25 protein-coding genes are annotated in these 26,176 nt (G+C 49.1%); 11 read left to right on the top strand and 14 right to left on the bottom strand.

Annotated elements, in window-relative coordinates:
• Window positions 1-256: 256 nt before the first annotated feature.
• Window positions 257-2,629, bottom strand: a complete 2,373-nt coding sequence (locus B5Z18_RS08505; RefSeq protein WP_079468939.1) for a S9 family peptidase — start codon at window positions 2,627-2,629, stop codon at window positions 257-259.
• Between the two features lie 102 nt (window positions 2,630-2,731).
• On the opposite strand from B5Z18_RS08505, the gene B5Z18_RS08500 reads away from it, so the two are divergent.
• Window positions 2,732-3,265, top strand: coding sequence for a histidine phosphatase family protein (locus tag B5Z18_RS08500; RefSeq protein ID WP_079468938.1), 534 nt, complete (start codon window positions 2,732-2,734; stop codon window positions 3,263-3,265).
• Between the two features lie 35 nt (window positions 3,266-3,300).
• Here B5Z18_RS08500 and mgtE read toward each other — a convergent pair whose 3' ends face one another.
• Both mgtE and B5Z18_RS08490 read right to left on the bottom strand, forming a co-directional pair.
• The gene (gene mgtE / locus B5Z18_RS08495; RefSeq protein WP_079468937.1) at window positions 3,301-4,677 is read right to left on the bottom strand and encodes a magnesium transporter; all 1,377 of its coding nucleotides are present in this window, start codon (window positions 4,675-4,677) and stop codon (window positions 3,301-3,303) included.
• 55 nt (window positions 4,678-4,732) lie between these two features.
• Entirely contained in the window at window positions 4,733-5,611 is an 879-nt protein-coding gene (locus B5Z18_RS08490) for a bestrophin family protein (protein WP_079468936.1), read from the bottom strand.
• 125 nt (window positions 5,612-5,736) lie between these two features.
• Between B5Z18_RS08490 and B5Z18_RS08485 the strand changes: the two genes are divergently transcribed.
• From B5Z18_RS08485 to hutG, 6 genes are all read left to right on the top strand, one after another.
• A complete protein-coding gene (locus tag B5Z18_RS08485; protein ID WP_079468935.1) occupies window positions 5,737-6,141 on the top strand; it encodes an SET domain-containing protein in 405 nt (134 codons plus the stop codon).
• Window positions 6,142-6,272: 131 nt separating this feature from the next.
• Window positions 6,273-6,752 (top strand): MarR family winged helix-turn-helix transcriptional regulator, encoded by a 480-nt coding sequence (locus B5Z18_RS08480; protein ID WP_079468934.1) that lies wholly within the window; start codon window positions 6,273-6,275, stop codon window positions 6,750-6,752.
• A gap of 30 nt (window positions 6,753-6,782) precedes the next feature.
• The gene (gene hutH / locus B5Z18_RS08475) at window positions 6,783-8,351 is read left to right on the top strand and encodes a histidine ammonia-lyase (RefSeq protein ID WP_079468933.1); all 1,569 of its coding nucleotides are present in this window, start codon (window positions 6,783-6,785) and stop codon (window positions 8,349-8,351) included.
• Window positions 8,329-9,999 carry a urocanate hydratase gene (gene hutU, locus B5Z18_RS08470; protein ID WP_079468932.1) on the top strand — a complete coding sequence of 557 codons (1,671 nt, stop codon included), beginning with the start codon at window positions 8,329-8,331 and terminating at the stop codon, window positions 9,997-9,999. Before hutH ends, hutU begins: the two co-directional genes overlap by 23 nt.
• A 30-nt stretch (window positions 10,000-10,029) precedes the next feature.
• Window positions 10,030-11,256 carry an imidazolonepropionase gene (gene hutI / locus B5Z18_RS08465; RefSeq protein WP_079468931.1) on the top strand — a complete coding sequence of 409 codons (1,227 nt, stop codon included), beginning with the start codon at window positions 10,030-10,032 and terminating at the stop codon, window positions 11,254-11,256.
• Window positions 11,253-12,257 carry a formimidoylglutamase gene (gene hutG, locus B5Z18_RS08460; RefSeq protein ID WP_079468930.1) on the top strand — a complete coding sequence of 335 codons (1,005 nt, stop codon included), beginning with the start codon at window positions 11,253-11,255 and terminating at the stop codon, window positions 12,255-12,257. The genes hutI and hutG overlap by 4 nt, the downstream gene beginning before the upstream one ends.
• Window positions 12,258-12,287: 30 nt before the next feature.
• Here hutG and B5Z18_RS08455 read toward each other — a convergent pair whose 3' ends face one another.
• The gene (locus tag B5Z18_RS08455; protein ID WP_079468929.1) at window positions 12,288-13,121 is read right to left on the bottom strand and encodes a CHAD domain-containing protein; all 834 of its coding nucleotides are present in this window, start codon (window positions 13,119-13,121) and stop codon (window positions 12,288-12,290) included.
• A 33-nt stretch (window positions 13,122-13,154) separates the two neighbouring features.
• On the bottom strand, window positions 13,155-14,024 hold the full coding sequence (purU, locus tag B5Z18_RS08450; RefSeq protein WP_079468928.1) for a formyltetrahydrofolate deformylase: 870 nt from the start codon (window positions 14,022-14,024) through the stop codon (window positions 13,155-13,157).
• Between the two features lie 56 nt (window positions 14,025-14,080).
• Between purU and B5Z18_RS08445 the strand changes: the two genes are divergently transcribed.
• Together B5Z18_RS08445 and B5Z18_RS08440 are read left to right on the top strand one after the other, a co-directional pair.
• A complete protein-coding gene (locus tag B5Z18_RS08445; protein ID WP_262488100.1) occupies window positions 14,081-14,551 on the top strand; it encodes a metallophosphoesterase family protein in 471 nt (156 codons plus the stop codon).
• Window positions 14,552-14,583: 32 nt separating this feature from the next.
• Window positions 14,584-15,633, top strand: coding sequence for a DUF4421 domain-containing protein (locus B5Z18_RS08440; protein ID WP_079468926.1), 1,050 nt, complete (start codon window positions 14,584-14,586; stop codon window positions 15,631-15,633).
• Here the strand turns inward: B5Z18_RS08440 and B5Z18_RS08435 are convergent.
• The 3 genes from B5Z18_RS08435 to B5Z18_RS08425 form a co-directional block, all read right to left on the bottom strand.
• Entirely contained in the window at window positions 15,630-16,211 is a 582-nt protein-coding gene (locus B5Z18_RS08435; RefSeq protein WP_079468925.1) for an LOG family protein, read from the bottom strand. The genes B5Z18_RS08440 and B5Z18_RS08435 overlap by 4 nt on opposite strands.
• A 9-nt stretch (window positions 16,212-16,220) precedes the next feature.
• Window positions 16,221-16,838, bottom strand: coding sequence for an HD domain-containing protein (locus B5Z18_RS08430; RefSeq protein ID WP_079468924.1), 618 nt, complete (start codon window positions 16,836-16,838; stop codon window positions 16,221-16,223).
• An 83-nt stretch (window positions 16,839-16,921) separates the two neighbouring features.
• Entirely contained in the window at window positions 16,922-19,192 is a 2,271-nt protein-coding gene (locus B5Z18_RS08425; RefSeq protein WP_079468923.1) for an aconitate hydratase, read from the bottom strand.
• 210 nt (window positions 19,193-19,402) lie between these two features.
• Between B5Z18_RS08425 and B5Z18_RS08420 the strand changes: the two genes are divergently transcribed.
• Complete coding sequence (locus tag B5Z18_RS08420; protein ID WP_079468922.1) at window positions 19,403-19,624, top strand: PspC domain-containing protein; 222 nt, start codon at window positions 19,403-19,405, stop codon at window positions 19,622-19,624.
• 72 nt (window positions 19,625-19,696) lie between these two features.
• Here the strand turns inward: B5Z18_RS08420 and B5Z18_RS08415 are convergent, their stop codons facing one another.
• Together B5Z18_RS08415 and kdsA are read right to left on the bottom strand one after the other, a co-directional pair.
• The gene (locus B5Z18_RS08415) at window positions 19,697-20,098 is read right to left on the bottom strand and encodes a hypothetical protein (RefSeq protein WP_079468921.1); all 402 of its coding nucleotides are present in this window, start codon (window positions 20,096-20,098) and stop codon (window positions 19,697-19,699) included.
• A gap of 118 nt (window positions 20,099-20,216) precedes the next feature.
• The gene (kdsA, locus tag B5Z18_RS08410; protein WP_079470011.1) at window positions 20,217-21,038 is read right to left on the bottom strand and encodes a 3-deoxy-8-phosphooctulonate synthase; all 822 of its coding nucleotides are present in this window, start codon (window positions 21,036-21,038) and stop codon (window positions 20,217-20,219) included.
• A 245-nt stretch (window positions 21,039-21,283) separates the two neighbouring features.
• Between kdsA and B5Z18_RS08405 the strand changes: the two genes are divergently transcribed.
• Window positions 21,284-22,222, top strand: coding sequence for an NAD-dependent epimerase/dehydratase family protein (locus tag B5Z18_RS08405; RefSeq protein ID WP_079468920.1), 939 nt, complete (start codon window positions 21,284-21,286; stop codon window positions 22,220-22,222).
• A gap of 71 nt (window positions 22,223-22,293) precedes the next feature.
• On the opposite strand, the gene B5Z18_RS08400 is transcribed toward B5Z18_RS08405, so the two are convergent.
• The 4 genes from B5Z18_RS08400 to B5Z18_RS08385 form a co-directional block, all read right to left on the bottom strand.
• Window positions 22,294-23,541 carry a sulfate adenylyltransferase subunit 1 gene (locus B5Z18_RS08400; RefSeq protein WP_079468919.1) on the bottom strand — a complete coding sequence of 416 codons (1,248 nt, stop codon included), beginning with the start codon at window positions 23,539-23,541 and terminating at the stop codon, window positions 22,294-22,296.
• Between the two features lie 81 nt (window positions 23,542-23,622).
• On the bottom strand, window positions 23,623-24,531 hold the full coding sequence (cysD, locus tag B5Z18_RS08395) for a sulfate adenylyltransferase subunit CysD (protein ID WP_079468918.1): 909 nt from the start codon (window positions 24,529-24,531) through the stop codon (window positions 23,623-23,625).
• Window positions 24,532-24,566: 35 nt separating this feature from the next.
• Window positions 24,567-25,250 carry a phosphoadenylyl-sulfate reductase gene (locus B5Z18_RS08390; protein ID WP_079468917.1) on the bottom strand — a complete coding sequence of 228 codons (684 nt, stop codon included), beginning with the start codon at window positions 25,248-25,250 and terminating at the stop codon, window positions 24,567-24,569.
• 417 nt (window positions 25,251-25,667) lie between these two features.
• Window positions 25,668-26,087 (bottom strand): RrF2 family transcriptional regulator, encoded by a 420-nt coding sequence (locus B5Z18_RS08385; RefSeq protein ID WP_079468916.1) that lies wholly within the window; start codon window positions 26,085-26,087, stop codon window positions 25,668-25,670.
• Between the last annotated feature and the right edge of the window lie 89 nt (window positions 26,088-26,176).

Raw genomic sequence — 26,176 nt, 5'->3', positions numbered from 1 at the left:
TTGGATTTGTGCTAGGTTTTATCATTGCAATATCGCATTAAATGTTAAAATCACATCAGAAAATGTGAATATTGTTTAAGTAAAGATATGGTCAGCATGCATTCTACAATGGTCCTAATGTAAAATGAAAAAGGGAATACGGGAACGATCCTGGTGAATATTAAGATTCCTTAACATTAGCCTGCATCATTCACTGTATCCCCTTTTTATAATTTTTTTATTATGACGGAACTAAATAAAAAAATTTAAAATGCAATCATCTCTTCAAGAGCGTACTCTCGAAGAGCAAAAGTATTCTTTTATATTCATCTGTCCAGCTGCTGGGCGTAGTAAATCCATGATCTTCCACGGGATACACAGCCAGCTCCCAGTTATTCTTCCCTAATTCAATCAGTCGCTGCGACAGCCGCACAATATCCTGGAAATGCACATTGGTATCAACCATTCCATGACACATCAGCAGTTTGCCTTTCAGTCCATCTGCAAAATAGATAGGGGAAGACCTGCGGTAAGCAATACTGTCAGTGAATGGTTCATTCAATATATTGCTGGTGTAGCCATGATTGTAATGCGCCCAGTCCGTTACAGACCTCAGCGCAGCGCCTGATGCAAACACATCTGGCTGGGTGAACAAGGCCATCAGCGTCATAAAGCCGCCATAGCTGCCTCCGTATATACCAATACGACGGGCGTCCACCTGCAATTTTTCTGCCAGATATTTTGCGCCGTCTACTTCATCATCCAGATCCTTGCCGCCCATGTAACGGTAAATGCCTGTACGCCAGTTGCGGCCATAGCCGGCGCTGCCACGGTAGTCCATGTCCAGTACAGTATATCCTTTATCGGTGAGCAGGTTATGGAACATGTATTCCCTGAAATAGGAACTCCACCACTTATGTGCATTTTGCAGGTAGCCGGCGCCATGCACAAAGATAACCGCTGCACCGTTGTTTTTTGCAGGATCGGGTGTGTATAAGCGGGCATATACCGGCTGGTTGTCACGCGCGGTAAAAGTAATCACTTGCGGATCGCGCCAGTTGTACGATTTAAATTCATCAGACTGCGCCAGGTTCGTTACCTGTACTGCTTTTGCGCCAGGTGTGTTTGGCTGCACATACAATTCCCACGGCTTGTTGGAATAGGAATAACGGAACGCAATCCATTTGCCATCCGGAGAAACGGTTACTTCATTGGCACCGGGGAGAGTCGTGATCCGCTCGGCCTTTCCACCGGAAACGGCTATACGATAAAATTGCTTTTCACCGGGGTGTACTTCATTGGTGGTGATGTAAAAATATTTTTTATCGGGAGATAGTTGTGCTTCCTGTACTTCATAGTTGCCACTGGTGATTGGTTTGATGCTGCCATCGTTTACATTGGCGGTATACAGATGTGAATAACCGGTGGCTTCCGACTGGAACCAGCACGTGTTTTCATCTATCCAGCCGATGTTGCTGCCACCCATGCTCCAGCCGATGCCGGGGCCGCCTATCCAGGCTTCGTCGCGCTGGCGGTTCAGTGTTTTCACGGTACCGTTTTCGGTGTTGAGCAGTACAATCCAGCGGTCTTTGTTATCCTGTGAACGGATGTCGGCAATGGCGTGTGTGCCTTGCTCCGACCAGTACGGACCGTTCACGATTACTTCCCTTACTTTGGGCGTGTCTTTTTTCGTGTAGTCCTTTACGTAATCGGGCAGGTCTTTGATGCCGGTGAGATCAGTAGTTTTAATAGGTAACACCGTATCACGTTCCCGGTCGTAGATAAAGCTTTCGAAGCTGCCTTGCGGGGCGCCCACTTTGTCGCGGGCGGCAATATCGGTTGTGAAACCGGTGGCGGTTACAAATTCGGGAACGATGGTGTTGCGGGCATCGGTAGGTGCTGTGAAGAGGCTATAGGTAACGAAACGCCCGTTGGGACTGATTTGCAGCTCCCTTAATCTTTTGTTTTGCAGGTACAGGGATCGTAATGGTTTGAGCTCGTAGGCTTTGTCGAATGCCTCGGCGGCGTCTTTCTTTGCCTTTTTATCACGGATTACCTGTAACAGTTCCAGCTGCTGCGCTTTGAGGAACTTTTCTTCTGCGTTGCCGGTTTTACTGTCGTCTTTTTCGGCGGGCTTGCTGCCTGCTTCAAAGCTGGTAAGCTGACTGATTAAACCGGAGGCTTTGTCCCATCCGTACAGGTCGCGGTTTTGTTGAAACACCACCTGTTTACCACCGAAACTGAAAACCGGGTTAAACTCAACGGCTTTGGTATTGGTGATGCGGGTGGTTTTCCCGCTTTTTATCTCCAGTAAATAAATATCACCTTCATAGGAGTAAGCAAGTAACGATTTATCCGTATTCCAGGTACCGCCGGCTTTGGCGTTGATAAGCGAACGTTCTCCGGCAGCAGTAATACGGGGCGTATTGTTTTTAACGCCGGCATAGTAAAGGGAGTCGCTTAGTTGTTTGCCGGGGTTCCAGCTGAAATAAACGGTCTGGTTGTCGGTGCCCCAGAAAACGTTATCAGGAGAAGTTCCTATCCATTTGGGATCGCGCATGATCTTTTCTACCGTGAGCGGCACTGCCTGTTGGGCACTGATGCGATTGGCTGATAAAAAAATAATGGCGGGTATAACCCATTTTCTCATAGCGGTTCATTATTTTGTTGGGGAATAAATGTAATGGTTTAATCATAAATTGCCGTAAGTTTTGGATGGACGTAACGCGGTCATCTGCCTTAAATCCGCACTATGCGCATATTACCAATACTTCTTTCCCTCCTGTTCTTTACGGCTTGTAAGCCTAAACATCCCGTCCGGCAACCGGTACCGGTATCTGAAGACACCACTTTTTTAACAGGCACCTTTTACGTGATCAGGCATGCAGAAAGAAACCCGGGACCGGATTCTACTTTGACCGTTGCCGGCCAGGAAAGGGCAGGGGCTTTATACCGGCTGCTAAAGGATTCCGGCCTGAATAAAATTTATTTTACACCTTATAAAAGAACGGTGGCCACCGCCGATAGCCTGCGCATGCACCTGCGCATAGATACCTGTTTTTATGCGGCAGATACCAGCGGGGAATCCTTTATTTATCAGGTTACCCGGCATGGCGACTGGGGAAAGCGTTTGCTTGTGATCGGGCATTCCAATACCGTAATCCCTATTTTGCATAGCCTGAAAGCTAAGCCACATACGGATTCTATCGGGGAAAACGAATACGACCGGTTGTTTATAGTGCGGAAAACAAGGGAAGGAACGGAGCTTAAAGAGATTTGTTATTAGCGGAGGAAAAGGCTTTCCCCCGCTATCGTTGTGTATTAGAGCAGGATGCCTTTCATGAGTGTATACGCTACGGTGAAGTAGATCAGCAACCCGGTTACATCCACCAGGGTAGCCACAAAAGGCGCGGAAGACGTGGCCGGATCGGCGCCGCACTTCTTCAATACCAGTGGCAGCATAGAACCGGAGAGGGTGCCCCACAATACCACGCCTACGAGGGAAATGCCTACAGTAGCGCCTATCAGCACAGTATGTGCGCCATAAGTATTAAACAAAGTGTTCCAGAGCAGGATACGCAGGAAGCCGATGGCGCCCAGCGCGCCGCCCAGCAGCAGGCCGGAAAGGATTTCGCGGCGCATTACACGCCACCAGTCGCCCACACTGATTTCGCCCAGTGCCATTGCCTGTATGATAAGCGTAGATGCCTGTGAGCCGCTGTTACCACCACTGGAAATGATGAGTGGTACAAACAGTGCCAGTACTACGGCCTTTGCAATTTCATCTTCAAAAAAGCCCATGGCGGTAGCAGTGAGCATTTCACCGATAAACAATACTACCAGCCAGCCTACCCGTTTTTTTACCAGTTTGAGCAGGGGCATATCGAGATAGGGCTCGTCCAGGGCTTCGGTACCACCAATCTTCTGGATATCCTCTGTATGTTCTTCATTGGCGATCCACAACATATCATCGATGGTTACAATGCCCAGCAGAACACCCTGGTCGTCTACCACGGGTAAGGCTACCCTGTTTTCCATCCGGAAAACCTGGATGGCCTCTTCCTGGTTATCGTTGGCGTGGAGCGATACAAAGCGGTCGTCCATGAGGGTATGCACTACCGTTTCGGGCGATACGAGCAGGAACTCGCGGATCCGGAAGTCATCCAGCAGCTGTCCTTTTTCATCGATTACATAAATAACGTCGATGGTTTCACTGTCTTTGCCATGTTCCCGGATATAGTCCAGTACTTCCTTCACGGTCCATTCTTCCCTGACGGCAATGTAGTCGGGCGTCATGATACGGCCCACACTGTTCTCCTTGTAGCCGAGGAGGGAGAGGGTAATGCGCCGTTCTTCGGGGTCGAGCAGTTTGATCAGTTCTTTTACCGCTTCGCTGGGAAGCTCTTCCAGGAAGGCGGTACGGTCATCCGCCGGCAGCTCATTCATGAGCTCTGCTATTTTCGCGGGCGATAAAGTGCGTATTACATCTTCCTGTAAAGGAAAGTCCAGGATACGGAAAGCCGCTGCCGCTCTGCCGATCGACAGGTGATTGATGATTATTCCGGCATCTTCGGGGTCCTCGTGAATCAGTTCGGCTATATCCGTTATCAGCTGGTCGTCCAGGTATACTGACAGTTCGCGGTAGTTTCTTTCTTTTGTCAGTGTCTGGAATTTTTCCAGTAAAGCTTCATTTTCCATACAATTGCCTCTATCTGCGAAATTAAGTTAAAATAGCACGCTGCCGGGGCAGTCGTTATAATAATTCTGATACGTGCAGGCGGATGTTGCTGCAAATGCTATCCAGCGGCAAATCGTTGGCGTCTTTGCCAAACGGATCTTCAATTTCTTCTGCAATAAGCTCAAGGCTTGCCAGCACAAAGAATACGAATACGATCATGGGGATAATGAGGTAACCCAAACTGAACACGTATCCAAAGGGCATGGACATGACGTAGAAGAATATGAACTTCTTGATAAATACACTGTAGGAAAAAGGGATGGGGGTGTTTTTGATCCGTTCGCAGGCGCCGCATACATCTGCAAACGACTGCAGTTCGTTGTTCAGCACAATGAGCTGATCCCCGGTGAGCTGCCCGTTGCGGTACAGATCCATCGTTTTAGTCGTGATGAGTTGCGACAGCTGGTTAGGTACATGCTTACTGATATCAGTATGAAGTGGCTCCTGTCCTGGTATAGCCTCCATCTCGTCATGCACATAAGTTTTACGCAGGTGGTTTTTCAGGCCGTAAGCGAAGTTCGGGATCATTACTTTGAAGAACTCCCTGTCGGCCTTGTTCTCCAGCGGCAGCATGGCCTGGATCTTTATGGCCAGGTTGCGGCTGCTGTTCACGAGGGCGCCCCATTGCCGGCGGCCTTCCCACCAGCGGTCGTACGCCGTGTTGGTGCGGAACACCAGCAACAGGGAAATCACAAAGCCCAGCAGGCCATACATCAGCGTTATATTCTTTAACTCACTCTTGTCAGACATCTTCCATACCTCCAGTTCCAGCCAGGCTATAATGGCGGAATAGATGGAGAGGCCAATAAACATGGGGAACAGCTTCCTTACCGTATCCGCTTTATGAATACGGAAAATGAACGTAAACCACTCCTTTGGATTATAATTGATCATATATACTGGTTAATGAAAGGCAAAAAAAATATTTTCCGGGCGGCAAACCTAAATTTTTTAAACATGATTTTGATAACTTCCTGCTTTAACTTTACTTTACGTCTTCTTTTATTTGAAATTGCGCTATGATAAAGCCGTATTTGTACATTGATAAGTCGAAAGGAAAAGGCCGGGGAGTTTATACCAAAGAAAAAATCCCTGCCGGAACAAGAATCGAGACTTCACCGGTGCTCGTTCTCACTTACGACGATACCGAGATTGTGGATCAGACAAGACTCCATAATTATATTTTTCTCTGGGGCGCAAAAGAAACCCGTTCCTGCGTGGCACTGGGCTTTTGCTCTATCTACAACCATGATTACAATCCCAACTGTGAGTATGAAATGGACTTCAAGGAAGAAACCATGAGTATCATCACCCGTCGTGATATCAAGAAAGGAGAAGAGCTTTTTATCAACTACAACGGTGATGTAACGGATAGCTCCCCCCTTTGGTTTGATACCAAAAAGAAACAAACCGTAAAGAAGTAACAAACAGTACGAATAGTACCGTTGCGGGCGGATGACAGTGAATAATAATTCCTGCCCGGCAACTATATTATTCGTATTTCTTTCGTAATATTGTATAAGCGCTTATATAATATTAACGTCAACCTTTTCATATGTCATTCTATCCATCACTCGGCTACCTCGTTTTTGGCAGCCGCCTGCGCAGGCTGAGCGAATACTTCCTCATGGAAGTAAATAAAGTATACGAACAGGCAGGCATACCCTTTGACGCCAGCTGGTTCCCGGTGTTTTACCTCTTATCAAAACAACAGCCGGTACCCATGATAGATATTGCCGAACAGCTGGAAATATCCCACTCCGCCGTAAGCCAGATGGTGACCAACCTGAAAAAGAAAGGACTCCTGAAAACAACGCCGTGTAAGGAAGATGGCCGCCGGCAACTGGTAGCCTTCTCCAAAAAAGGCGAAGAGCTGCTGCAACAGATCCAACCCGTATGGGAAGCCATTACCACCGCCATGGAAACACTGGTAACGGAAAACAAACAAAGCCAGCAGATACTGGCAGCCATCGCCCAGATTGAACAATCGGTACAGCAAAAACCTTTGTCAGAAAGAATCAGACAACAGTTATAACTACTTCATACACCAGAAAAATCTATTGACATGAGTGATATTTTTAAGTACGGTATTGACCAGCTCACCGTTGCCCGCGCTATTGATATTGCCGCCGGCAAGGTGAAAGGCATACTGGTACCGGAAGTCATTACGCGTGTACAAACCAGCTTCGGCTATGTACAAACCATTGTGGCGCAACATACCACGGTATATGGGATCAACACGGGCTTCGGCCCCCTGTGCGACACCAAGATTTCGGAAGCAGATACCCGCGCCCTGCAATACAATATCCTGCAAAGTCATAGCGTAGGCGTAGGAGAAAATATCCCGGAAGAAATTGCCCGCATCATGCTCATCACCAAAGTGCAGGCGCTGGCACAGGGTTACTCAGGCGTGGCATTGTCCACCCTCGAAAGGATCATCTGGCATATTGAGCATAAGGTAACGCCATTGGTGCCTGAAAAGGGCTCTGTGGGCGCTTCCGGCGACCTCGCGCCTTTATCGCACCTGTTCCTGCCACTGATCGGGCTGGGGCATGTGATGTACCGCGGCGTGAAAACAGATACGGCTTCCATGATGCAGCAGGAAGGGATACAGCCGGTAGTGCTGGGCCCTAAGGAAGGACTGGCGCTCATCAACGGCACACAGTTCATCCTGTCGTTTGCGGTTAAAGCCGTGCAACGCCTGCACAACGCACTAGAAGCAGCAGATATCATCGGGGCGTTATCACTCGAAGGACTGATGGGCACCGCCAAACCTTTTGATCCCCGCTTACATGCTATCCGCCCGTATCCCGGCAACCAGCTGGTAGCACACCGTTTGAAGGCGTTGCTCGATAACTCGGAGATCATGTCGTCGCATGTGGACTGCGGCCGTGTGCAGGACCCTTATTCCCTGCGTTGTATGCCACAGGTACATGGCGCTTCCCGCACCGCCTGGCAGCACCTGCAGGAACTCACTACTATAGAGCTGAACGCTGTTACCGATAACCCCATCATCTTCAGCGCAGAAGATACCATCAGCGGCGGCAACTTCCACGGACAGCCACTGGCATTGCCCCTGGATTACGCCACTGTAGCCGCTGCGGAACTGGGTAACATCTCCGACAGGCGTTGTTATATGATGATTGAAGGAAGATATGGGCTACCAAAATTACTGATCCAGGATGCCGGGCTGAACTCCGGTTTCATGATACCACAATACACCACCGCCGCCCTGGTAACAGAAAACAAGACACTGTGTTTCCCCGCCAGCGCCGACAGCGTACCTACTTCACTGGGTCAGGAAGACCATGTATCCATGGGTTCCATCAGTGGCCGCAAATTAAACCAGGTGATCGGCAACCTCGAATACATCCTCGCTATTGAACTGCTGTATGCCGCGCAGGCGGTGGATTTCCGCCGGCCGCTGAAATCAGGTCCGGTATTGGAAGCCGTGCATCAGTATACCCGTAAGCATGTAACCTTTGCAGATAAAGACCGCATCTTCGCCAATGATATTGCCGCTTTGCATTGCATCGTTACCGATCAGTCGCTTGTACGTGTAGCCAATGAGGCTGCCGCTAATCATCAACTTAACTTAAACGGACTTTATAATGACCAGTTTGGACTTTATTAAAACATATGCAGCTCACCCGCATTATAAAGCGCCGCGTGGTGCACAGCTGCACGCCAGATCCTGGCAAACCGAAGCGCCCCTGCGTATGCTGCTCAACAACCTCGATGCAGAAGTAGCCGAAAACCCCGATGAGCTGGTGGTGTACGGCGGCATCGGCCAGGCAGCGCGTAACCGCGAATCTCTTCAGAAAATTATCGAAATATTATTAACACTGGACGACGAGCATTCCCTGCTGGTGCAATCCGGTAAACCTGTTGGTATTGTACGCACACATCCGCAGGCGCCAAGAGTAATGCTGGCCAACAGCAACCTGGTGCCGAAATGGGCCACCTGGGAGCATTTCAACGAACTGCGTTCAAAGGGCCTGATGATGTACGGACAAATGACCGCGGGCAGCTGGATCTATATCGGTACACAAGGTATCCTGCAAGGGACCTATGAAACCTTTATGGAATGCGGCCGGCAACATTTCAACGGCAGTCTGGCCGGCAAACTGCTGGTAACAGCGGGTATTGGCGGTATGGGCGGCGCGCAGCCACTGGCGGCCACTATGGCCGGTGCGGTGTTTATTGGCGCCGACATTGATCCTACACGCATTCAGAAAAGGCTGGATACCCGCTACATCGACCGTATGACTTATTCCTACGAAGAGGCCATCCAATGGGCGAAGGAAGCACAGGCCAAAGGCGAGGCATTGTCTATCGGGTTGGTAAGCGATGCCGGTGATATGCTGGAAAGGATGTTGAAAGACAATATCATACCGGACATTCTCACAGATCAAACTTCCGCGCATGACCCGCTGAACGGGTATGTGCCCAACGGCATCACGCTGCAGGCCGCACTGGAACTGCGTAAGAGCGATGCTGCAAAGTACCGGGAGCTGTCGCTGAAAAGCATGGCTCGCCATGTAGGCTTTATGTTGCAGTTGCAGCAGAAGGGCGCCGTTACTTTTGATTATGGTAATAACATCCGCGAATTTGCGCGGGAAGGCGGAGAGCCCAATGCCTTCAACTTCCCCGGATTTACGCCGGCATATATCCGTCCGCTTTTCTGTGAAGGGAAAGGCCCCTTCCGCTGGGTAGCCCTTTCCGGCGATCCGGAAGATATCTATACCACCGATCGCGCGTTGATGGAAGCATTCCCGGAAAACACGCATCTGATCAACTGGCTGAAACAGGCGCAGGAAAAAGTGGCGTTCCAGGGATTGCCTGCCCGCATCTGCTGGCTGGGCCTGGGCGAACGCGAAAAGGCGGGTCTTATTTTTAATGAGCTGGTGAGAACAGGAAAAGTGAAAGCGCCGATTGTAATTGGCCGTGATCACCTCGACTGTGGCTCTGTGGCCTCCCCCAACCGGGAAACAGAATCCATGAAAGACGGCTCTGATGCCGTGAGCGACTGGACCCTGCTTAACCTCATGGCCAACACCGGCGGCGGCGCTACCTGGGTTTCTTTCCATCATGGCGGCGGCGTAGGTATGGGGTATTCACAACACGCCGGTATGGTAGTACTGGCGGATGGTACCGACCGTGCAGCCGATTGCCTCCGTCGTGTGCTTTTCAATGATCCGGCGCTGGGTATTTTCCGTCATGCGGATGCCGGTTATGAAAAGGCACAGGAATGGGGACAGAAATTTAATATCAGCATTTAATAACAGCGGCCAACCGCTCAATCATTGCCCATGAAAACATTAATCGGTCCTTTTGCCCAGATCCTGCCAATGACGGGCCTGTCGCTGAAAGGCGCCCTGCACGATGAACAGTTAACTGTGATAGAGAAAGGCGGGGTAGTGGTGGAAAACGGGGAGATCATTGCCATAGCAGGGTATAAATCGCTGTTGCAGAAATACCCGGATTGTGAAATTGCTTTCCAGGATACACCGCTGGTTTTATTGCCGGGATTTATTGATTGTCATACACACATTTGTTACGATGGTACCCGTAACCGCGATTATGCCATGCGCATTGCCGGTAAAAGCTACCTGGAAATAGCCCGTGCCGGCGGCGGTATATGGGACTCTGTTACCAAAACACGTATAGCCGACCTCGTTACCCTCACGGAAAATACGGTGGCCCGCGCTAACCGGCATCTGAAGGAAGGTGTTACCACTATTGAAGTAAAAAGTGGTTACGGTTTGAACCTGGAAAGTGAATTAAAGATGCTGCGCGCCATACAACAGGCGGGCATGCACACGCCTGCCACGCTCATCTCCACCTGTTTGGCCGCGCACATGAAACCGCGCGATTATACCGGCAGTGAAGAAGCTTACCTGCAATGGATTTTAACGGAACTGTTGCCGGTAATACAGCAGGAGCAATTGAGTAACCGGGTAGATATTTTTATAGAAGAAACTGCTTTTTCTGCAAAGGCTGCTGCTGATTTCCTGCAACAGGCCATGCAGCAGGGGTTTGTGGCAACGGTGCATGCGGATCAGTTCAGCGCCGGCGGTGCGGAAGTAGCGGTGAATGCGCGGGCGTTATCTGCCGACCACCTGGAGGCCAGCACGGAAAAAGAAATTGCTTTACTCGCTAATTCTGACACGGTTGCAGTAGTTTTGCCGGGTGCTTCACTGGGATTGGGTATGTTATATGCACCGGCGCGCAGGCTGCTGAATGCAGGCGCCTGTGTGGCTATTGCGAGCGACTGGAACCCGGGATCGGCCCCTATGGGCGATTTGCTGGTACAGGCTGCCGTAATGAGCGCCGCGGAAAAGTTATCCACCGCAGAAGTGCTGGCCGCGCTGACCGTAAGAGCAGCGCCCGCATTGCAACTGAAAGATGCAGGCCAGCTGCTGGCAGGTTACACCGCTGATATGCAGGCCTATCCCACCGCTGATTACCGTGATATACTTTATTACCAGGGCAAGATGAAGCCTGCACTGGTATGGAAGAAAGGAGTTTTAGTATGATAACAAAAGAAAGCTATCAGCCCACTGTAGCGGGTTCCTGGACCGGTCGTATTGATGGTACCGACCCCGACCTGCTGCGCTGGCACCAGGTGATCACTGTAACGGACCTGTTACAGTCGCCCTTACCTGCATTGCAGCCAGGCCAGAAAGGTATTGCCTTGCTGGGCTTCGCCTGCGATGAAGGGGTGCGCCGTAATAAAGGCCGGGCAGGTGCTGCAAAAGGACCAGCGGCCATACGGAAGGTGATTGCCAACTTCCCGGTTCACTTTTCCACACAAACGATTTTACTGGATGCAGGGGATATCCTTTGCCCCAATGGCGAGCTGGAAAATGCACAGCTGGTACTCAGCGAAGCCGTGAACGCAATCCTTACAGCGGGTTACCTGCCGCTGTTACTGGGTGGCGGTCATGAAATTACGTATGGGCATGCCAGTGGTATCCGCCGGTTTGCCGGAAAGCAATCCGTAGGCTATATCAACTTTGATGCGCACTTTGATATCCGTGTTCCCGGTGCAGAAGGCGCCAGCTCAGGTACCGGCTTCTGGCAACTGGCGCAGGACGCCAAACAATCCGGTACGCCTTTTCATTACCTGGCCCTGGGCATCCAGAAGAATGGTAATACCCGCCAGCTTTTTAATATTGCGGGAGAAGAAGAAGCTACTTATGTAAGCGCAGATGCTTTTCATTTACAGGATAAAGACACGCTGTTTGCGGCCATCCAGCATTTTCTCAGCCAGGTAGATAAAGTATACCTGACCACCTGCCTCGATGTATTTGCGGCGCCATTTGCACCGGGAGTAAGCGCTACCGCCTATAACGGTATTATGCCGGGAGGTTTGTTCCTGCAGTGTTTCCGCAAAATACTGGAAAGCGGGAAAGTGGCAGGCGCCGATATTGCAGAATTGAATCCTTCACTGGATACAGATAACCGTACTGCGAAACTGGCCGCAGCCCTGGTTTTTGAGATTGTGATGGCATATAGCGGGGAAGAGGCATTTTAGCGTGTAGCCGTTACCTTTAACGGGTATACGCTAAAAGCCGGCCGCGGCTTTTAGTTCCTTTACCTGCCAGGCGCATTGCGCCAGTTGTTCTTTCATATCCATTTGCAACAGCTGTATGAGCTGTTGCGCATTCACGGGCAGCGTTACCTTTTCTTTCTTCAGCTGCGCTACCGTTGCCTTTACAAACAATAATAATACGCTGGTATCATGCCATTGCCCGAGCAGCTCACCCGCTTTACGGGTAGGCGTGGCAAGGTTTTCTGTGAAAACAGCGGGGAGTACCTGTTCCAGTATATTAAGCTGATAGTATAATGCTTTTACTTCTTTCCTGACCTCATGCCACACGGTATGATGCGCCCTGCTGGCGGGCACCGTAATTTTTTTATGTTGCGCTTCCAGGTAGCTGATCAATGCAGCCGTAGCGGCTTTGGGGTCGGTATCTGCAATCGCTTCTTGGAATTGTTCCGGCAGCGAGTCCAGTTTTTTCAGGGAAGAGTATTTCAGGGTAGCCGCCAGCATTTCACTGGCGGTAGCGGCTTTGTTTTGCAGTAGCAGGTGCGCAACTGAAAAGCGCCAGGATACCTTTTTTTCATAGCGGCGCAGGTTTTTTTCCTGCAGGTGCGCATCCCGTGAAGCGCCGCCTATCGACTGTATAAGCCTGGCGGTGCGCAGATGTTTACCTGATCCGAATGAATAGTCCGGTAGTTGTTTTACCAGTGAAAAAAATGCTTTCAGCTTTTTTACGCCTACCCGCATGGCATGTATGGCATCGGCATCGCCGGGAGCCTCCTGCAGCGTGGCATATGCGGCGGTTACTGTATCGCATTCCTTACGGAGATAATGATATAGCGCTGTTTGTAGCATGCTTCTTAAAGTTAACGAAATACGCTGAAACCATCAGAACACAATGGTTTTGTTGCCGTGCAGGATCACGCGGTTGTCGATATGCGCTTTCACCGCACGGGTGAGCACCTGCCGTTCAATGTCGCGTCCCAGCATCACCAGGTCTTCCACGGTATGTTTATGGCTTACCCTGGCCACATCCTGCTCAATAATCGGGCCTTCATCCAGTTCGTTGGTAACGTAGTGGGCGGTGGCGCCAATCAGTTTTACGCCTCTCGTATAGGCGTTGAGGTAGGGCCGTGCGCCGGCGAAGGCGGGCAGGAAAGAGTGATGGATATTGATAATGCGCTGCGGATAATGGCTTACAAACTGTGGCGACAGGATTTGCATGTACCTGGCCAGCACCGTGAAATCTACCCCATGTTCTTCCAGCAGCCGGATAGCGGCGCGCTCCTGCAGTTCTTTGGTGGCGCTGCTTACCGGGAGGTAATGAAAAGGGATGCCTAATGCGGTGCATTCTTTTTCCAGGGAAGCGTGATTCGAGATCACGAGCGGGATATCTACCGCCAGCTCACCGCTTTTCCATCTCCATAATAATTCCAGCAAACAATGATCATACGCCGATACCATGATAGCCATACGTTTGCGGCGATCGCTGTAATCTATTTTCCATTCCATCTGCAGCGGGGTAGCTACCTGTTGCTGGAAAGCCGCTTCCAGGGAGGCTTTATCGAGACGCTCCAGCTGAAATTCCATGCGCATAAAAAATAATCCTTCCCGGGGGTCGGTACTGTGTTGACTTGCATCCAGTATATTTGCACCCAACAGGTACAGGAACTGTGATACACCGGCTACTATGCCTGGCCGGTCCGGACAGCAAATAAGCAGACAGGCGGTGATATGAGGGACTTCTTGTTTTAACATATGACTACCAAAATATAAAATATTAATACAATTCTCCGTTGAAAAAGATAGGACTAATGTCGGATACCCACAGCTATTTGCATCCACAGGTATTCAAATATTTTGAAGAAGTAGATGAAATCTGGCATGCCGGCGACATCGGTAATGTGGATCTGGCCGATAAACTGGAAAAATTCAAGCCTTTCAGGGCTGTTTTTGGGAATATCGACGGGGCAGATATCCGTATCCGTTATCCCGAAACCCTCCGTTTCAACCTGGAAGGAGTAGAGGTGATGATGACACATATTGGCGGATATCCGGGGAAATATGCCCCCGGCGTGAAGGAACAGCTGAAACAGCATCCGGCCAAACTGTTTATCTGCGGGCATTCGCACATCCTGAAAGTAATGCCGGATGCGGCACTTCATTTGTTGCATATGAACCCGGGAGCATGCGGACAACAAGGATGGCATAAGGTAAAAACACTGCTGCGTTTTCAGCTGGAGGCTGGCAATATTCAACAACTGGAGGTGATAGAGCTTCCCTGATCAATCAACATTGCTTACAACCTACAACACTTATGAACCTACGAATTTTAGCATGGCTGGTAATATTGGGACTGGGAACTGCACAGGCAAGGGCGCAGGGAAAATTCCTGAAATGGCTGAAAACAGAAAATGATACAGCGTATATCGAAGATCATACGGAAGATATTACTTTCCGGTTGTATGGCTCCCGTAAGTACACCAAGTACGATATCATGGACCGGAAAACAAAAACCGATATCCTCTACAGACCCAATACCCCTTTCAACGTAGGATTTGGCGCCAACTACCGGTTCATAGGACTTAACATCGGCTTTAACCTGCCGTTTATTAACAGTACGGAGCGGTATGGTAAAACAAAATACCTCGATCTGCAATCGCATGTGTACCTCCGCAAAATTGTGGTAGACATCTACGCCCAATACTATAAAGGCTACTATGTAGCCAACCCGGAGAAAGTATACGGCAAAGCCTATACCGCGCTGAATCCTTATCCGCAGCGGCCTGATATCAGGAATACCGACTTTGGCCTGAATGTGGGCTACATCTTCAACGACAAACGTTTTTCTTACCGCGCTCCCAACCTGCAGAATGAATATCAGAAGAAAAGCGCCGGTTCATTGATTGTGGGTGGGGAAGTGTTCCTGGCCCGTATCAAAGGCGATTCTTCCCTCATCCCTACCAACATGGCAGATACCGCATTTCTGCGGGATGAGCATTATTATAAAACCGGTATTAATTCATTGGCCGCTAATGTAGGATACGCCTACACTTTTGTGCTGAAGGAGCATTTCTTTTTATCCTTATCGCTCACAGGTGGGCTGGGAGGAAATATCACCACCCTGTTCCTGGAAAACGGGGATGTGAGCCGTAAAGCGGGACTGCAATTCAGCAATACTGTGCGGGCTTCGCTGGGGTATAATTCCAGCCGTTATTTTGCAGGGATACATTACGTAGGCATGAACACCCGCAGCGGAATGTCCATACCGCATACCTATCAAACTTTTGGTACAGGCAATTTCAGGGTGAGCCTGGTGCGCCGTTTCACCCTGGAAAAGCCGCTGTGGCGGTCAAAGACGATCTAGCTTTGCGCCGGTGAAATCCATTTGGACCTGGCCGGTGGCTGGTATCTTTCCATTTGTAATAACAGGTCGCTGATATCATTACTGCATAACAGCATATCGCGGTTCTCCGCCGTGAGGAAACCCTTTTCAGACATAGTTTTCGACAGGGCCATGAGGGCATCGTAGAAACCATTTACATTGAGCAGGCCGACCGGTTTTTTATGCAGGCCCAGTTGTCCCCAGGTGAGCATTTCAAACAATTCTTCCATAGTGCCGAAGCCTCCGGGCAGTGCAATTACGCCATCGCACAATTCATTCATCTTTGTTTTACGTTCGTGCATGGTATCTACCAGGATCAGTTCTGTGAGGCCGGTATGCGCCAGTTCTTTCTGTTGCAGGAAGTGCGGCAGTACACCAATGGCTTTGCCGCCGGCATTTAAGGCGCCATCAGCCACAGCGCCCATCAGTCCTACTTTAGCGCCACCATACACCAGTGTAAGGTTGCGTTGGGCCAGTGCGGCGCCCAGGCGGGTGGCCTGTTCCATATAAACGGGATCATGTCCGGCACTGGAGCCACAATAAACAACAATTCGATTCATATCCTTGGATTATAAAGTGTTCAATTCGGCCTGGATGTTTGTCCGGGCGGCGGTTTCATATAATTCACGGAACGCCGGTGTTACGTAAATAGCGGGCATTTCCAGGAAATGCTGCAATACTTTTCTGCGTCCGGGAATATACACATCATCCGGGTAAACCTGGTATTCCTGGCGGATCTGCTGTGCGTAGGCCCGGTATGTTTCCGGGGAGGCGCCGAGAATCTGCAGGTCGAAGTCGAGGAAGTAATCCAGGTCCGGATCGTGATGGGTATTGATATGTGTTTTGGTAGCGATAATGAAATCGCTGATTTTGGTGGTTTTTTCCACCGGGTAATTAATTTTATGAAGATGGGTTACTGCGGCAGCAGCACTGCGTTCTTCATTATCGGGTTGCAGTGGGTTATAAATGATATCATGAAAGAAGATGGCAAAAAGTACGGCTTCCGGATCTGTGAGCTGATGCGCATATGCCTGTTGCAGGCTTACCAGCTGCTGTATATGCGACCAGTTGTGATAGTACCTTCCGTGGGACTGATACGCATCCACCAGGGCCGTGTAGGAGCTGTTAACCAGCGTGGCGTCTGTGTTGGGATGAAGGAAAGACCAGATGACATTTAATGCAGACATATGGGTTCTTTTTCGGGTCGTCATGTAAAAAGAAAACGGGCAGAAACTCTTTCTGCCCGTTCCTTGTATGTTAAAGTTTTGAATTAAGCTTTTTTCGCAGCTTCTGCACGGATTACGTTCAGTGCGCCACCTGCTTTAAACCACTCGATCTGTTGTTCGTTGTACGTGTGGTTTACAGGGAACTCGCTGGTGCTGCCATCTTTATGATGAAGCACAACGGTGAGTTGTTTACCGGGAGCGAAGGTAGTAAGACCGAGGATATCGATGGTATCATCTTCCTGGATCAGGTCATAATCTTCTTTGTTGGCGAAGGTCAGACCCAGCATACCTTGTTTTTTCAGGTTGGTTTCGTGGATACGGGCGAAAGATTTCACCAGGATAGCACGAACGCCGAGGTGACGGGGTTCCATTGCAGCGTGTTCGCGGCTGGAGCCTTCACCGTAGTTTTCATCACCTACTACTACTGCACCGAAGCCGTGTGCTTTGTAGTCGCGCATGGTAGCAGGTACTGCACCATATTCGCCGGTGATGGAGTTTTTAACGGTATCACTTTTATCGTTGAATGCGTTGATCGCACCAATGAGCATGTTGTTGGAGATGTTATCCAGGTGACCGCGGTATTTCAGCCACGGACCAGCCATAGAGATGTGATCCGTAGTACATTTACCTTTTGCTTTGATGAGCAGTTTCAATCCTTTCAGATCGGTGCCTTCCCATGCAGCAAATGGCGCGAGGAGTTGTAAACGGTCGGAGGTAGGGGATACTTTCACCTGAACGCCGCTACCATCGGCAGCAGGGGCCTGGTAACCGGCATCTTCTACGGCAAAGCCTTTTGGAGGCAGTTCAAAACCTACCGGTTCGTCCAGCATTACTTCTTCACCGTTTTTGTTTTTCAGTTTGTCGGTCAGCGGGTTGAAGGTAAGATCACCTGCGATGGCCAGTGCTGTTACAATTTCCGGAGAAGCTACAAATGCGTGGGTAGAAGCGTTACCATCATTTCTCTTCGCAAAGTTACGGTTGAAGGAAGTGATGATAGAGTTTTTGCGGGTAGGGTCGTCGATATGACGGGCCCACTGACCGATACACGGACCGCAGGCGTTTGCCAGTACCACACCGCCTACCTGGTCAAAGGTATTCAGTAAACCGTCTCTTTCAATGGTAAAACGTACCAGTTCAGAGCCGGGAGTGATGGTGTATTCAGATTTCATTTCCAGTTGCTTGTCGATGGCCTGTTGTGCCAGGGAAGCAGAGCGGGAAATATCTTCGTAGGAAGAGTTGGTGCAGGAACCGATGAGGGCTACTTCCAGTTTTTCAGGCCAGTTGTTTTCTTTTACTGCCTGTGCAAATTTGGAGATAGGCCATGCCAGATCCGGAGTGAACGGACCGTTTACATATGGTTCCAGTTCGTCCAGGTTGATTTCAATTACCTGGTCGTAGTATTTGGAAGGATCTGCGTATACATCAGCATCCGGACGGAGATGGTCTCTTACTTCATCAGCCAGGGCAGCTACTTCTGCACGACCGGTGATTTTCAGGTAGTCGGCCATTTTGCTGTCGTATGCAAACAGGGAACAGGTAGCGCCGATTTCAGCACCCATGTTACAGATAGTTGCCTTACCGGTAGCGCTGAAGCTATCCGCACCTTCGCCGAAGTATTCCACGATAGCGCCGGTACCACCTTTTACGGTGAGGATACCTGCAACTTTCAGGATAATATCTTTGGCAGAAGTCCAGCCGCTCATTTTACCTGTCAGTTTCACACCGATCAGTTTCGGCATTTTTAGCTCCCAGGGTAAACCAGCCATTACGTCAACAGCGTCGGCACCACCAACACCAATCGCCACCATGCCTAAACCGCCGGCATTAGGGGTGTGGGAGTCAGTACCGATCATCATACCACCCGGAAACGCGTAGTTTTCCAGCACTACCTGGTGAATGATACCAGCGCCTGGTTTCCAGAAACCAATGCCGTACTTATCAGAAATTGAGGAAAGGAAATCGTAAACTTCTTTATTGGTGTCAATAGCAGTTGCCAGATCTTCTGTAGCGCCTACTTTTGCCTGAATGAGGTGATCACAATGAACAGTGGAGGGAACCGCAACTTTATCACGACCGCAGGTCATAAACTGGAGCAATGCCATCTGGGCGGTTGCATCCTGCATAGCTACGCGATCCGGCGCAAATTCAACATAGGATTTGCCTCTTTCGTAGGGCGTGGTAGTAGGTGCATACAAGTGTGCGTACAAAATCTTCTCAGCCAGTGTCAGCGGGCGACCCAGCATTTTACGGGTAGCTTCCACCTTACCCGGGAGTGCCGCATACACTTTTTTAATCATGTCAATATCAAACACCATGGGAAAAAAATTATTTAAGAGCGGTTAAAAATTGCTCGCAAAATTAACTAAAATCGGCAAGTTTTTAAATTAAATACTTAACATCCGGCCAACTGTGTGTAAACTTTTGGTACTTTAACGGTTCCCGTGATATTCAGCCGGTTATGGCGGAATAGCCTTACCAGCCGTTTTTTCCTTGTTTTTCCAGCCGGAATTTGATAAATTTGATTTATGAACCGGATAAAAGACTTTGTGGAATGGAAGGCGTTCGGTGTATGTGCCGCTATAGGAGATAAACTTGGGGTAGCCACATCCCGTATACGCATCTTTTTCATTTATGCCACTTTCCTTACAATGGGGTCCCCGCTCATTGTATACATGATTCTTGCCTTCTGGGTAAATATGAAGAATTATATTCTGAATGCCCGGAGAAATCCACTGCGTTACTTATAAGTTATTGATATAAAGAAAAAGAGGTGGTTCGCGTTATCCGTGAACCACCTCTTTTATTTGGTATATTTTTGTTTATTCCAGATGAAACAACGTCATGCCGTGATAATGGTTTTGCAACTCATTTAACGTGATCGGCTCTACGAGATTCCTCGTTTCGTCCCGGTAGTGCAGCTGCAAAAGCGGGTTATGGCCTTCCTCAAACCAGCGGATGGAGAACGGGCCTCTCACATACAATGTTCCTCCTGCCTTCGACGATGCCGCTTCATCTTTATGAAACTGCAGTTTCAGCAGGGTGGCCTCGGTCAGATGAACAGGTTCCAGGTTATCAAGATCGTACCAGAACTCATTTTCATCTGTAGCCACCAACACTTTCTTGTCCTCATGATCTACCTGCAAAATCTTCCCTTCCTTTTCTGTCCCGCCATAATTTGTGATAATGGTATCACCTGATTTTAATTCGTGGATATTAATCATAGTGAACTGTGTTTTATGTGTTTCATGAATTTACTGAAAAAAGTGCAAAGCTTCGTGTAAAGAAAAAAGCGATTATCACCTTCCGGTGGTAATCGCTTTTTTCTTTATGTGGTGCGGATTAAAACTTTCTCACTACCTGGCGGAGTTCCACCAGTTGTTCCAGCAATGGTTCCAGTAAATCCAGGCGGAGCATATTGGCGCCGTCAGATTTTGCACAGGAAGGATCGGGGTGTGTTTCAATGAACAGGCCATCGGCGCCGGTTGCAATAGCTGCTTTGGCAATGGTGCTGATCATTTGCGGGTTACCACCGGTTACGCCGCTGGTTTGGTTGGGCTGTTGTAAGGAGTGGGTACAATCCATTACCACGGGCTCACCCAGGTGTTTCATAATGGGAATGTTGCGGTAATCCACTACCAGGTCCTGGTAGCCAAAGGTGGTACCGCGTTCGGTAAGGATGATATGATCATTACTGGCTCCCTTGATCTTTTCCACAGCAAATTTCATGGATTCTCCGCTGAGGAACTGTCCTTTCTTTACATTTACTACTTTACCTGTTTCGGCAGCGGCCAGCAGGATATCTGTTTGGCGGCAGAGGAAAGCGGGAATCTGTAACACATCCACGTAAGCGGCTGCCATAGCAGCTTCTGCGGCGGAGTGAATATCTGAAGTAACGGGAACATTAAAAGTTTTACCTATCTTCTGCAGCAGTTCCAGCCCTTCCACATCTCCGATTCCGGTAAAGGAATGCACACTGGTACGGTTGGCTTTACGGTAGGAAGCTTTGAAAATATAAGGGATCGCTAATCTTTTACAGATGGTGGTCACTTTTTCAGCCACTTCCATCAGTATGGATTCTTCTTCAATCACACACGGACCAGCAATCAGGAAGAAATTTTCGGGGTTGTATTGCTCTTTGAATAAAGATTTTAAATGCTTCATATCTTGAAAAAATTGTGTCATTTAATTGAAGGTGCAAAGATAGGCATTCTCAGGCAAAGGGAGGCTATGAAGCCGCTTCATTTGGGCTAATTGTCATAACATTGTAATCCGAAAACCATGTGCATAACCCGGCGTTCATTTTATTGTTATAGCATTGTCATGCGCTGGGAAGGGGTGAGCGGAAATAGCGGCGAAGCTGTTAATATTACGGTCCGATTTAAAATAGCTTACAATTATATTTTTGTATGAAGAAAGATAAGATACTGGTTATAGGCGCCTGCGGACAAATTGGCGTGGAGCTGACCCTGGCTTTAAGAAAGATGTATGGAGATGCGAATGTGCTGGCTTCCGATTTGCGGGAAGAGCATGATTTGCTGAAGGGAACCGGTCCGTATGTGTCGCTGGATGTAATGAACAAGGAGATGCTGCATGTGCTGGTGATCCGTCATAATATCACCCAGATCTATCTGCTGGCGGCGATCCTGTCGGCCACCGGTGAAAAAAATCCATTGCTGGCATGGCATATCAATATGCAGAGCCTGTTGAATGTACTGGATATTGCGAAAGAAGAAAATCTTGATAAAATATACTGGCCAAGTTCCATTGCGGTATTTGGTCCTAACTCACCGGCGCAGGAAACGCCCCAGCACACTATCATTGAGCCTACCACCATTTATGGTATCAGCAAATTTGCGGGTGAGCGCTGGTGCGAATACTACAACCACCGCTTTGGTGTGGATGTAAGAAGTTTGCGCTACCCCGGCCTGATCAGCTACAAATCAGCGCCCGGCGGCGGTACTACGGATTATGCCATTGAAATTTTCCATGAGGCTAAAGAGCATCAGAAATACACGAGCTTCCTGTCTGAAAATACTTATCTCCCGATGATGTACATGCCGGATGCTATCCGCGCTACCATTGAACTGATGGAAGCCGACGCATCTAAAATAGCGGTACGTTCTGCCTATAACCTGGGTGCGATGAGTTTTTCCCCGAAAGAAATAGGTGCGGAAATACAGAAACATATTCCTGCTTTCACGATGGCTTATGAGCCGGATTACCGCCAGCAGATTGCAGACGGCTGGCCAAACAGTATCGACGACAGCCAGGCGCGTGCAGATTGGGGCTGGAAGCCTGAATTTGACCTGGCCGCAATGACAAAAGATATGCTTCAACATATTTAATTTAACCATTCCATGAAAACAAAAAAAGCAGCGGATCTCCGCTGCTTTCTTGTTTTTATAAAGAGGTACTGCTATTCAATGAAACCCACAGCCACGGTGGTGTTATTAAACTCATCGATGAGAATAAAGGCGCCGTTGGCAGGATTGCTCTGATAAGGATCTGCAAATATGGGCGCTGCTGTTTTCAGCGTAATTCTGCCGATATCATTCAGCGTCATAGAAGCTTTATCTGTTACCTGCACATGATTGGTTACATCTGTTATGTAATTGATCTGCTGCACCTTTGCTTTCACACGGTTAACGCCGTGCTGTAACAGGTAGGTTTTGCCCGGAGTAAGCGGCAGCTGGTCCATCCAGCAGATGTTGGCGCTTATTTCCTTCAGTTGCGGCGGCACTTCGTTTGTTTTCACGAGCATGTTACCGCGACTGCTGTCTATTTCGCCTTCCAGGGTAATCACCACACTTTCGCGTGCATGCGCCACCGGTAGTTGCTTTTCAAATTGCTCAATGGTTTTGATGCGGCTCTTTTGCCCGGAGGGCAGGGAGATCACTTCATCACCTACAGAGAAATGACCGCTGGCCACTTTGCCCGCAAAGCCGCGGAAATCGTGGTATTCGGTGGTTCTCGGACGGATCACGCTTTGAATAGGGAAACGGGCAGGGTGGTTACGGTCTTCATGATCGAACGACACCTGTTCCAGGTATTCCAGCAGAGTGCTGCCATTGTACCAGTTGATGGAGCCCGTGCGGCTGGCTACGTTTTCGCCATACAGGGAGGAGATGGGAATGAACTTTACTTCCTGTCCTTTAAACCCGGCGTTATCGAGCATTTGCTGGAAATCTTCCACTATCTGGTTAAAACGGGCTTCGCTGTAATCTACCAGGTCCATTTTATTTACGCAAACCACCAGGTACGGAATACGCAGGAGGTTAGCGATAAAGAAGTGGCGGTGTGTTTGTTCCACGATGCCTCTGCGTGCGTCGATGAGGATCAGCGACACCTGTGCATTGGAGGCGCCGGTTACCATGTTGCGGGTATATTCGATATGCCCGGGGGTATCGGCAATGATGTATTTGCGGGTAGGGGTGGAGAAGTAGATGTGTGCCACATCTATCGTAATTCCCTGCTCACGTTCTGCTACCAGTCCGTCGGTCAGCAACGACAGGTCCGTAAAATCCAGTCCTTTGCGTTTGCTGGCAGCGTGGAGCGCTTCCATTTTATCTTGCGGAATAGAATTGGTATCGTATAATAAACGGCCTATTAAGGTACTTTTACCATCGTCTACACTACCGGAAGTGGCTATACGTAAAACCTCCATTATTTTTATTTTTTTGCTTTTAGCGACTGGCGTTAAAAGATGTGTTCAATTAAGTTAAAGTGTGTGTTACAGGAAGTGTTGTTAAAAGTACCCTGCCTGTTTTCTCTTTTCCATAGCGGCTTCAGAGCGTTTATCGTCTATACGTGCGCCACGTTCGGAGATCTTTGCTTCCATGATTTCAGCAATGATATCTTCCAGTTTATCGGCTTCCGATAATACGGCGGCGGTACAGGTCATATCGCCTACGGTACGGAAGCGTACTTTCTGGCGGAACGGTACTTCGTCGGCGGTGGTGTTGAGGAAAGAGGAGTAAGGCCAGTAAAGACCGTCGCGTTCTATGATTTCTCTTTCATGGGAGAAGTAGATAGAAGGTATTTCCAGTTTTTCACGAACGATATAATTCCACACGTCCAGTTCAGTCCAGTTGGAGATGGGGAATACGCGTACGTTTTCACCGATATTGATTTTACCGTTGAGGATATCGAACAGTTCGGGGCGTTGCATTTTGGCGTTCCACTGACCGAATTCGTCTCTTACGGAGAAGATTCTTTCTTTGGCGCGGGCTTTTTCTTCATCCCTGCGGGCGCCGCCGATGCAGGCGTCAAACTTTCCTTCTTCGATGGCATCGAGGAGGGTAACGGTTTGGAGGGCGTTTCTGCTGGCGTATTTGCCGGTTTCTTCCTGGGCTTTACCCTGGTCGATGCTGTCCTGTACATTTCTTACGATGATGTCCAGTCCGAGTGTATTCACGAGCCAGTCGCGGAATTCGATGGTTTCCGGGAAGTTGTGGCCGGTATCCACATGCAGCAGGGAGAAAGGTATTTTGCCGGGGTAAAATGCTTTCTGTGCCAGTCGTACGAGTGTAATTGAATCCTTGCCGCCGGAGAACAGCAGCACTGGTTTTTCGAACTGTGCTACTGTTTCACGAAGTATATAGATGGCTTCATCTTCCAGTGCCTGAGGAAATTCCCAATTTATTTGATTAGTCATGGACTATAATAATTTATTCTAAAAGCTAATATTTGTTATCCGTGCAGGCCGCATTCTTTCTGCGACTGTTCCCACCACCACCGGCCGGCGCGGGGATTTTCCCCCGGCTCAATGGCGCGTGTACAGGGTGCGCAGCCAATGCTGATGAAGCCTTTATCGTGCAGTTTGTTGTAGGGCACGTTATGTTGTTCCAGGTAGGCCAGTACTTCGTCGTAGCCCCAGTGGATCAGCGGATTAAATTTATAGAGGTGGCGGTGTTCGTCCCATTCGAGGATTTCCATGCCCTGCCGGTTTTCGGACTGTTCAGCCCGGAGTCCGGTGATCCATACTTTTACGCCTTCCAGCGCCCTGTTGAGGGGTACAATTTTGCGGATGCCGCAACATTCCTTGCGGTTTTCCACTGATTCGTAAAAGCTGTTGGGTCCTTTGGTGGAAACCAGTTTTTCTACTGCGGTGGTGTCCGGGTAATAAACTTCTACAGGTTGTTTATAACGGGCCATAGTGAGGTCCATTACATCGTATGTTTCCTGAAAGAGGCGGCCCGTGTCCAGGGTAAAAACTCTAACCGGCAATTGGTTACGCCAGATAATATCTGATATTACCTGGTCTTCCTGGCCAAAAGAGGTAGAGAATGCTACAGCGCCGGGGTATTGTTCCAGCAGGTACTGTATGGCCTCCTCCACTGATTTGTTGACCAGCGCGGTGGTAATGTCTGTCATGTAGATCTTCCTTATTGAATTGATATGTCTAGTGCCAGCGGAGCGATTACGGTCACTCCTCTTACAAAAATACATAAAACCTATAAAAAAGATAGACTAATAAGGTAAAAAATTATTTCTTTCCTGTAAAGGGGCTGTGGTGGCGGGGAGAAAATGGGCGGAGATGGGGGAACCTGTTAAGATGGGGCATAGAAAGCAGCGTGGGAGTGGCCGAACCGGGGGAATGGGCAAAAGGCGGCATACCTGCTGTGAACATAGGGAGGATTCGCTGTGGAGTGGGATAGGAGTTACTTAGCACTGGGAGTATACGTGCTGTTAACCCGGAGGTGACGTGGAGGGGACGTGGACTTGATCCTGAAACCCTTTACTGTAGCGGAAAAGCCGGCACGTGGCCGGCTCGGATATTTTACACCCTGATTAGCTATTTCGGGTCAGGATATCTTTCAAGGTTTTGTTCTCGAGGATTTTCAGGGCGGAATCCCTCACTTTGCCCATTACTTCATTGAGGCCACAAACGGCTTCATCGCGGCAGTTTTCGCAGCGTTCGTAGTAATTGAGGCTTACGCAGGGAAGCAGCGCAATAGGTCCGTCGAGCAGGCGGATGATTTTCGCCAGCGCGATCTCTTTGGGAGGTCGCATGAGGTAATAACCGCCCCCTTTTCCTTTTTTACTGCCGAGGATGCCGGCATTCTTCAACTCCAGCAAAATATTTTCCAGGAATTTGATAGAGATATTTTTTTCCTGTGCAATTTCGGATATAAGGATGGGTCCTTTATCTACATTCTCTGCCAGGTGTACTAATGCGTGAAATGCGTATTGCGTTTTTTTCGATAACATACTGACTTTTTTGCATCCCTCCACGGATGAACTAATAGTGCGGTGCACACTTTATATTCCTGCAAAGATAAGCAGTTTTTAGCTGCCAG

Origin of the sequence: Chitinophaga ginsengisegetis (assembly GCF_900168065.1) — a bacterium.
Taxonomy (GTDB): domain Bacteria; phylum Bacteroidota; class Bacteroidia; order Chitinophagales; family Chitinophagaceae; genus Chitinophaga; species Chitinophaga ginsengisegetis.
Note: the sequence above shows the minus strand (reverse complement) of the source record. Positions and strands in the feature narration are given on the sequence as shown.

Coding starts and splice junctions, on each gene's coding strand:
- B5Z18_RS08505 (WP_079468939.1), bottom strand. CDS start 2,629: ATGAGAAAATGGGTTATACCCGCCATTATTTTTTTATCAGCCAATCGC.
- B5Z18_RS08500 (WP_079468938.1), top strand. CDS start 2,732: ATGCGCATATTACCAATACTTCTTTCCCTCCTGTTCTTTACGGCTTGT.
- mgtE (WP_079468937.1), bottom strand. CDS start 4,677: ATGGAAAATGAAGCTTTACTGGAAAAATTCCAGACACTGACAAAAGAA.
- B5Z18_RS08490 (WP_079468936.1), bottom strand. CDS start 5,611: ATGATCAATTATAATCCAAAGGAGTGGTTTACGTTCATTTTCCGTATT.
- B5Z18_RS08485 (WP_079468935.1), top strand. CDS start 5,737: ATGATAAAGCCGTATTTGTACATTGATAAGTCGAAAGGAAAAGGCCGG.
- B5Z18_RS08480 (WP_079468934.1), top strand. CDS start 6,273: ATGTCATTCTATCCATCACTCGGCTACCTCGTTTTTGGCAGCCGCCTG.
- hutH (WP_079468933.1), top strand. CDS start 6,783: ATGAGTGATATTTTTAAGTACGGTATTGACCAGCTCACCGTTGCCCGC.
- hutU (WP_079468932.1), top strand. CDS start 8,329: ATGACCAGTTTGGACTTTATTAAAACATATGCAGCTCACCCGCATTAT.
- hutI (WP_079468931.1), top strand. CDS start 10,030: ATGAAAACATTAATCGGTCCTTTTGCCCAGATCCTGCCAATGACGGGC.
- hutG (WP_079468930.1), top strand. CDS start 11,253: ATGATAACAAAAGAAAGCTATCAGCCCACTGTAGCGGGTTCCTGGACC.
- B5Z18_RS08455 (WP_079468929.1), bottom strand. CDS start 13,121: ATGCTACAAACAGCGCTATATCATTATCTCCGTAAGGAATGCGATACA.
- purU (WP_079468928.1), bottom strand. CDS start 14,024: ATGTTAAAACAAGAAGTCCCTCATATCACCGCCTGTCTGCTTATTTGC.
- B5Z18_RS08445 (WP_262488100.1), top strand. CDS start 14,081: ATGTCGGATACCCACAGCTATTTGCATCCACAGGTATTCAAATATTTT.
- B5Z18_RS08440 (WP_079468926.1), top strand. CDS start 14,584: ATGAACCTACGAATTTTAGCATGGCTGGTAATATTGGGACTGGGAACT.
- B5Z18_RS08435 (WP_079468925.1), bottom strand. CDS start 16,211: ATGAATCGAATTGTTGTTTATTGTGGCTCCAGTGCCGGACATGATCCC.
- B5Z18_RS08430 (WP_079468924.1), bottom strand. CDS start 16,838: ATGTCTGCATTAAATGTCATCTGGTCTTTCCTTCATCCCAACACAGAC.
- B5Z18_RS08425 (WP_079468923.1), bottom strand. CDS start 19,192: ATGGTGTTTGATATTGACATGATTAAAAAAGTGTATGCGGCACTCCCG.
- B5Z18_RS08420 (WP_079468922.1), top strand. CDS start 19,403: ATGAACCGGATAAAAGACTTTGTGGAATGGAAGGCGTTCGGTGTATGT.
- B5Z18_RS08415 (WP_079468921.1), bottom strand. CDS start 20,098: ATGATTAATATCCACGAATTAAAATCAGGTGATACCATTATCACAAAT.
- kdsA (WP_079470011.1), bottom strand. CDS start 21,038: ATGAAGCATTTAAAATCTTTATTCAAAGAGCAATACAACCCCGAAAAT.
- B5Z18_RS08405 (WP_079468920.1), top strand. CDS start 21,284: ATGAAGAAAGATAAGATACTGGTTATAGGCGCCTGCGGACAAATTGGC.
- B5Z18_RS08400 (WP_079468919.1), bottom strand. CDS start 23,541: ATGGAGGTTTTACGTATAGCCACTTCCGGTAGTGTAGACGATGGTAAA.
- cysD (WP_079468918.1), bottom strand. CDS start 24,531: ATGACTAATCAAATAAATTGGGAATTTCCTCAGGCACTGGAAGATGAA.
- B5Z18_RS08390 (WP_079468917.1), bottom strand. CDS start 25,250: ATGACAGACATTACCACCGCGCTGGTCAACAAATCAGTGGAGGAGGCC.
- B5Z18_RS08385 (WP_079468916.1), bottom strand. CDS start 26,087: ATGTTATCGAAAAAAACGCAATACGCATTTCACGCATTAGTACACCTG.